Raw genomic sequence first — 5422 nt, 5'->3', positions numbered from 1 at the left:
AAGGCCCGCCTTGCCCAAGCGATAGAGGCTGCGTCATGAGCGATCGTTTTTGGCAAGACCTGCTTGAACCCGAAGAAGAGCTGCTCTGGACGGGGCGCCCCCGCCCCAAGCTGTCGCTGCGCAACTTTCAGCTGTTCGGCCCCTTTGTCGGGGCCATTGGCACCGTGATCGCGGGGGCATTTGTGCTGCGAGGCAACACCCTGCCCGTGTCGCAATCGGTCGTGGTGGCGGTGATCGTCGCGCTGGTGGCGCTGTCGTTGCTGCGCGGGATGAAACGTCTGACCGACCTGCGCCGTACCCGCTATGCGCTGACCAACCACCGCGCCCTGTTTTTCAAACTGACCCGCGACGGCACCCGTGCCAAAGCTTTCCCCCGCAGCGCCGAGACGAAACCCGATCTGCGCCCGACCAGCCCGCCGTCGGTTTTCTTTATCCGGCATGAACAGCCGGGCAATCCGGCACGCGCCGCGCATCTAGGATTTGAATATGTCGAAGACAGCGACAGATTAAGTGCATTGATGGTAACCCCGTACAAAGGTGCAACACGATGACACAACTCGAAATCCCCAAGGGCGAGATCGGCCAGATCCGCCTGTTTGCCGTGAACCGCCCGATTGACGAATTGGCCCGCGACCTGCGCAACGACAGCAAAGAGGCGTTGATTGCTGATCTGCTGGGCCGCCCTATGCCCGAAGGCGCGGCCGAACTGTTCCCCGTGTCTGATCTGACCGGCGTAGGTCTCGCCTCCTATCTGGGGGATGGCTATGCGGTGCCGCGTGAACAGATCAGCCGCGACCGCGCGCGATTAGATGCGCTGGACGGCTATGTGTTGCTGCTGTTCTCCTCGGCCTTTGACGGGCAGGAAGCGACGCTGGACCTTGGCCCCGAACTGACGATGATCGGCACCTATGGCGAGGCGCAGCCCGATATGTCCGTCACCCCGCTTGAGGCTGACTCCGCGCAGCCCTACACCGGTGCCGCGGATATGACCCCGAAATCCCCGCCCAAGGGCGGCGCCGGCGGTATGATCCTGCTTTTGGCGGTGATCGTGCTGATCGGTCTTATTCTATGGTGGCTGCTGTGAAAGAACCCAAACCCGATCCCAAGATGTCCGGCCGTATCGCCATGATTGCCCTGCTTGTCGCCTTTGGCGTGGCGGGCATGATGGTGTGGATCGGGTCCTGACCTTTCTGACTGCCCCTGCGGCACCCCTGTTTTCCTAACGACGAAGGCCCCTCCATGACCCTGCATTTTATCAACGCGCAGCTGATCGACCCCGAAGCAGGCACCGTCACCCGCGGCACGCTTCGGGTCGAGGATGGCAAGATCGCGGCGGTACTGGACGATACCGCACCGATCCCCGGGGATGCGCAGGTCGTGGATTGCGGTGGGAAATACCTGGCCCCCGGTATCGTCGATCTGGGCGTCAAGGTTTGTGAACCCGGGGAGCGGCACAAGGAAAGCTTCCGCTCTGCGGGGCTGGCAGCGGCTGCGGGTGGGGTCACGACAATGGTCACCCGCCCCGACACCGACCCCACCATCGACAGCCCCGAAGTGCTTGAATTCGTCACCCGCCGTGCGAACGAGGCCGCGCCGGTCAACGTCGTGCCCATGGCTGCGCTGACCAAGGGCCGCGAAGGCCGCGAGATGACAGAGATCGGGTTTCTCATGGATGCCGGTGCCGTGGGCTTTACCGATTGTGATCGCGTGGTGACGGATACCAAAGTGTTCTCCCGCGCGCTGACCTATGCCCGTAGCCTTGGCGCGCTTGTCATCGCGCACCCGCAGGAACCCATCCTGAGCAAGGGGGCGGCGGTGACCTCTGGTAAATTCGCGTCGTTGCGCGGGCTGCCTGCCGTCTCGCCCATGGCTGAACGCATGGGGCTGGACCGCGACATCGCCCTTATCGAAATGACCGGTGCCCGCTATCACGCCGACCAGATCACCACCGCCCGCGCCCTGCCCGCGCTGGAGCGCGCAAAGAAGAACGGTCTGGATATCACCGCCGGGGTCGGCATCCACCACCTGACGCTGAACGCGCTGGATGTGGCCGACTACCGCACCTTCTTCAAGCTCAAGCCCCCCCTGCGCGACGAAGAGGATCGCATCGCCGTGGTAGAGGCCGTGGCCTCTGGTTTGATCGATATCATCTGTTCCATGCACACCCCGCAGGACGAGGAATCCAAACGGCTCCCGTTCGAGGAAGCCGCATCGGGGGCCGTCGCATTGGAAACCCTGCTGCCCGCAGCCTTGCGACTGGTCCACTCCGAGATGATCGACATCGCCACATTGTGGCGTGCGCTGTCGTTCAACCCTGCGAAACGTCTGGGGCTGCCCGGGGGGCGGATGTCCGTCGGTGCCCCCGCCGATCTGGTGCTGTTTGATGATGGCGCGCCTTTCGTGATGAACCGCGAGGTTTTGCGGTCGAAATCGCGCAACACCCCCTTTGACGGGATGCGCATGCAAGGTAAGGTCTTGGAAACTTACGTTTCCGGCACCTGCATCTATAAGGCCTCCTGAATATGCCCCTGATCGACTCTTCCCTATTCGTGCTCCTGTTCTGGGCCGTTGCGGCCTATCTGATCGGGTCGGTCCCCTTTGGCATGGTGCTGACGCGCGCAATGAATCTGGGCGATCTGCGCAGCATCGGGTCGGGCAATATCGGTGCCACCAATGTGCTGCGCACTGGTTCCAAGAAAGCGGCGGCGCTGACGCTGATCCTGGATGGGGGCAAAGGGGCCGTTGCAGTGCTCCTGGCACGGCTCTTCGCGGGCGAGGACGCGGCCCAAATTGCCGCATTGGCCGCGATGCTGGGCCATTGCTATCCGGTCTGGCTGGGGTTCAAGGGCGGCAAGGGTGTCGCGACATTCCTTGGTGTGTTGCTGGCCCTTGCATGGCCCGTCGGCCTCGCCTGCTGTCTGGCGTGGCTGATCGCCATGGCCGTCACCCGCACCTCGTCCATCGGGGGGCTGGCATCCGCCGCGGCATCGACCTTTTTTATGATCTTCCTGGGCTACGGCAGCGCCTTGTTTCTGGGCATCCTGCTGACCCTGCTGGTGTTCTGGCGCCACCGCGAGAACATCAAACGCATCCGCGCGGGCACCGAACCCAAAATCGGTGCCAAGAAAGACTGACCCTGTGACGGCTACCGTAGACGCGCGCTTTTTGGACGCGTTCCACGCGCTGCCCGACGGCACTCACACCGGCAGATATCAAACCCGCCGCTATGTTTGGTCAAAAAGCACCTTTAATTCAGGTAAAAGCTGGAAACTGGTTGCCGAGGAATTAGGCGGTCCGGACTATATCAGCCTGAACCTCTATGCGCTTGCCAGCGGCACACGTCTTTATCCCTGCGAAATGCCCGCGGCCAAGGTCATCGCCTTTGTCCGCGGGCTGATCATTGAGGATCAGTAAGAATAATCGGCGTAGATCCGGCTGAGGTCGCCCTTCCACTTACCGTCATAATCCTCCAGCAGCTCGTCCGCAGGGACCTTGCCGGTCTCGATGCTTTCCTTCAGCGCGTTCAGGAAATGCGTCTCGTCTGGAACCATCCCTCCGGCACCGCTGCGAGCCCGTGCTTTCAGACCTTGTTCGGACAGGGCCACGGCCTCGCGCGCGATGTCATGCATGCGCACGCCGCCCACCTTGGCCTGCAACCCGTCGACAGAGGCCGCGACCCGCAGCGCCTCGCGCGTTTCGGCATCCCAGTCTTTAACCAGATCCCACGCACCATCCAGCGCCTGTTGGTCATAGGTCAACCCGACCCAAAACGCGGGCAAGGCACACAGACGACGCCACGGCCCGCCATCAGCACCGCGCATTTCGATGAATTTCTTGATCCGCGCCTCGGGGAAGGCGGTGGTCAGGTGGTCCGCCCAATCGCTCAGCGTCGGCATTTCCCCGGGCAGCGCAGGCAGCTTGCCTTTCAGGAAGTCGCGGAAAGACTGCCCCAGGGCATCGATATACTTCCCATCGCGGTAAACAAAATACATCGGCACATCGAGCGCATATTCCACCCAACGTTCAAAACCCATGCCGTCTTCAAACACCCAGGGCAACATGCCCGTACGCGCCGCATCCAGATCACGCCACACGCGGCTGCGCCATGATTTATGGCCGTTGGGCTTGCCTTCGAAAAACGGCGAATTCGCAAACAGCGCCGTCGCGACAGGTTGCAAGGCCAGTGCCACGCGCAGCTTTTGCACCATGTCCGCCTCGGACCCGAAATCAAGGTTCACCTGCACCGTGCAGGTCCGACGCATCATGACCCGGCCCATCGTGCCGACCTTGGTCATATATTCGTTCATCAACTTGTACCGGCCCTTGGGCATCAGATCCATCTGGTCGTGGGACCATTCCGGTGCCGCGCCCAAGCCAATGAACCCCGCGCCGATCCGGTCCGCCACATCGCGCACTTCGCGCAGGTGGGTGTTCACCTCGTCGCAGGTCTCGTGGATGGTTTCGACGGGCGCGCCCGACAGCTCCAACTGACCGCCCGGCTCGAGCGAGATATTGGCCCCGTCCTTGACCAACCCGATCAGCTTGCCGCCCTCTTCCACAGGATCCCAGCCGTGGCCGTCGCGCAGCCCTTCCAACATGGCGCGGATCGAACAATCGCCCTCATAGGGCAAAGGCAGCAGCGTCTCTTTGTTGTAGCCGAATTTCTCGTGCTCGGTACCGATGCGCCAATCCTGCTTGGGCTTGCACCCGTCCGCGAGGTAGTTGACCAGCTGGTCGTAACTTTCGATCGGGCCGCCGCCGGATTGAGGGATAGACATGTGGGGTGGCTCCGAGTTCAATTTCTGTGGTCTAAGGGATGGTGCGATTTGGACGGGGTGTCAATGCAACAGGGTCGAGGCCGGCCGCATCGAACGTCGCTCCCAAATCACGACGGACAGGGTCTTGTCATCGGCCAATTCGGCCAACATTCTTTCGGTACGCAGCCCCGGAAGTGCGGCAAAAGCGTCAAAAAGCGCGTCCGCCCCCGCGGCATCCACGGGGATCATCACGGGATTTTGTCCAGGCTGTTCCAGTTTCCAATGCGCCGGATAGGCCCCGCGCTCAAGGCTCAGACGCTCCATCTCGCGTAGGGCGATGACGCCGCCGGTCAGGGGGCCGAAATAGGCGATCTGCCCCTCATCCACCTGCACCGCTCCGGCCCCGAGTCCGGTCTTGCGAAACCGCACCCGCTGTCCGCCGATCCAGACAAAGATCACCCCCGCAAGGATCAGCGCATAGCCCGGTATCGCCAACAGCAACCCCGGCCCCGCCACCAGCCAAAGTCCGATCAAAGCGACCACGATTCCACCCAGAACCTCGCGCCAACGCCACAGTTCAGCCTTCGCCTCAGGTCGCAGAAAACTCATCGTGCTCTCCTGCTGTAGGCTTCATTTTGCCAGATAAACTCCACGGGGGCGTGGGG

7 protein-coding genes are annotated in these 5422 nt (G+C 62.2%); 5 read left to right on the top strand and 2 right to left on the bottom strand.

Annotation, left to right across the window (positions count from 1 at the left end; genetic code table 11):
- Positions 1-35 precede the first annotated feature (35 nt).
- The 5 genes from B3849_RS10270 (at position 36) to B3849_RS10250 (ending at position 3414) form a co-directional block, all read left to right on the top strand.
- Complete coding sequence (locus B3849_RS10270) at positions 36-551, top strand: hypothetical protein (RefSeq protein WP_074634741.1); 516 nt, start codon at positions 36-38, stop codon at positions 549-551.
- Positions 548-1084 carry a hypothetical protein gene (locus tag B3849_RS10265; RefSeq protein WP_184581507.1) on the top strand — a complete coding sequence of 179 codons (537 nt, stop codon included), beginning with the start codon at positions 548-550 and terminating at the stop codon, positions 1082-1084. Before B3849_RS10270 ends, B3849_RS10265 begins: the two co-directional genes overlap by 4 nt.
- 155 nt (positions 1085-1239) lie before the next feature.
- Positions 1240-2520, top strand: a complete 1281-nt coding sequence (gene pyrC, locus B3849_RS10260) for a dihydroorotase (RefSeq protein WP_278375136.1) — start codon at positions 1240-1242, stop codon at positions 2518-2520.
- A gap of 2 nt (positions 2521-2522) precedes the next feature.
- Positions 2523-3134: a glycerol-3-phosphate 1-O-acyltransferase PlsY gene (gene plsY / locus B3849_RS10255; protein WP_005849669.1), complete on the top strand. Its 612-nt coding sequence runs from the start codon at positions 2523-2525 to the stop codon at positions 3132-3134.
- Between the two features lie 4 nt (positions 3135-3138).
- Positions 3139-3414, top strand: coding sequence for a hypothetical protein (locus B3849_RS10250; protein ID WP_286780093.1), 276 nt, complete (start codon positions 3139-3141; stop codon positions 3412-3414).
- Here B3849_RS10250 and B3849_RS10245 read toward each other — a convergent pair.
- Together B3849_RS10245 and B3849_RS10240 are read right to left on the bottom strand one after the other, a co-directional pair.
- Positions 3408-4778, bottom strand: a complete 1371-nt coding sequence (locus B3849_RS10245; protein WP_286780092.1) for a glutamate--cysteine ligase — start codon at positions 4776-4778, stop codon at positions 3408-3410. The two genes, B3849_RS10250 and B3849_RS10245, sit on opposite strands and share 7 nt — an antisense overlap.
- A 60-nt stretch (positions 4779-4838) precedes the next feature.
- Positions 4839-5366, bottom strand: coding sequence for a hypothetical protein (locus tag B3849_RS10240; protein WP_278425490.1), 528 nt, complete (start codon positions 5364-5366; stop codon positions 4839-4841).
- Positions 5367-5422 lie beyond the last annotated feature (56 nt).

The sequence above is a fragment of the Sulfitobacter sp. UBA4523 genome, assembly GCF_002388305.1.
GTDB classification, from domain to species: domain Bacteria; phylum Pseudomonadota; class Alphaproteobacteria; order Rhodobacterales; family Rhodobacteraceae; genus Sulfitobacter; species Sulfitobacter pontiacus.
The sequence above is the reverse complement of the archived record's forward strand: the minus strand, read 5'-3'. Positions and strand labels throughout refer to the sequence as shown.

Excerpts from the sequence above, each read along its gene's own strand:
- pyrC (WP_278375136.1), top strand. The coding sequence starts at position 1,240 with ATGACCCTGCATTTTATCAACGCGCAGCTGATCGACCCCGAAGCAGGC.
- B3849_RS10245 (WP_286780092.1), bottom strand. The coding sequence starts at position 4,778 with ATGTCTATCCCTCAATCCGGCGGCGGCCCGATCGAAAGTTACGACCAG.
- B3849_RS10270 (WP_074634741.1), top strand. The coding sequence starts at position 36 with ATGAGCGATCGTTTTTGGCAAGACCTGCTTGAACCCGAAGAAGAGCTG.
- B3849_RS10265 (WP_184581507.1), top strand. The coding sequence starts at position 548 with ATGACACAACTCGAAATCCCCAAGGGCGAGATCGGCCAGATCCGCCTG.
- plsY (WP_005849669.1), top strand. The coding sequence starts at position 2,523 with ATGCCCCTGATCGACTCTTCCCTATTCGTGCTCCTGTTCTGGGCCGTT.
- B3849_RS10240 (WP_278425490.1), bottom strand. The coding sequence starts at position 5,366 with ATGAGTTTTCTGCGACCTGAGGCGAAGGCTGAACTGTGGCGTTGGCGC.